Below are 529 nucleotides of genomic sequence, written 5' to 3'. Positions count from 1 at the left end.
CTGGCACGCTTGATCCAATTTATCTCGACGATCTTCGGTTGTTCCCAGTGGGAGCTGAGATGAAGACGTATACCTACGACAAGGGGCGTGGTATTACCTCCAGTTCGGATGTAGATGGGCGATTGACCTTTTATGAGTACGACGCGCTGGGCAGGTTGATCCGATTGCGGGACAATGAGGGTAATATCCTCAAACAGTTTTCCTACGAGTACTACAATACCGGCAATTAAGCTTATTCATCAACCTGTTTATTCCTACGATATGCGTTTTCTGCTCTTTACAATTGTTTGTTGGCTGCTGAGCTGCACCCTGGCAACTGCCCAACGGCCTTCTTGGCAGGAGCGCAGCGAACAGGTGATTGCGCTACCGGATAAATTACTGGGTAAGATCGGTCAAGAGGCCGCCAAAACAGAAAAGCGCCTGCAGCAGCAAAGTAAAAAATACCTGGCACGGATCAAGAAACAGGAGCAAAAACTATACAAGGCATTGTATAAAAAGGATAGTGCACAGGCTAGGGCCTTGTTTGGCA

At 48.0% G+C, this 529-nt stretch carries 2 protein-coding genes; both read left to right on the top strand.

Annotation, left to right across the window (positions count from 1 at the left end; genetic code table 11):
- Positions 1 to 230: RHS repeat domain-containing protein (locus MD536_RS20965; protein WP_239603753.1), on the top strand; the 230-nt coding region annotated here is incomplete at its 5' end.
- Between the two features lie 31 nt (positions 231 to 261).
- Positions 262 to 529 (top strand): hypothetical protein (locus MD536_RS20960; protein ID WP_239603752.1); only part of this gene is annotated, 268 nt, incomplete at its 3' end.

The organism is Flavihumibacter cheonanensis (genome assembly GCF_022352215.1).
Lineage (GTDB): Bacteria > Bacteroidota > Bacteroidia > Chitinophagales > Chitinophagaceae > Flavihumibacter > Flavihumibacter cheonanensis.
This window is presented reverse-complemented; position numbering and strand designations above follow the sequence as displayed.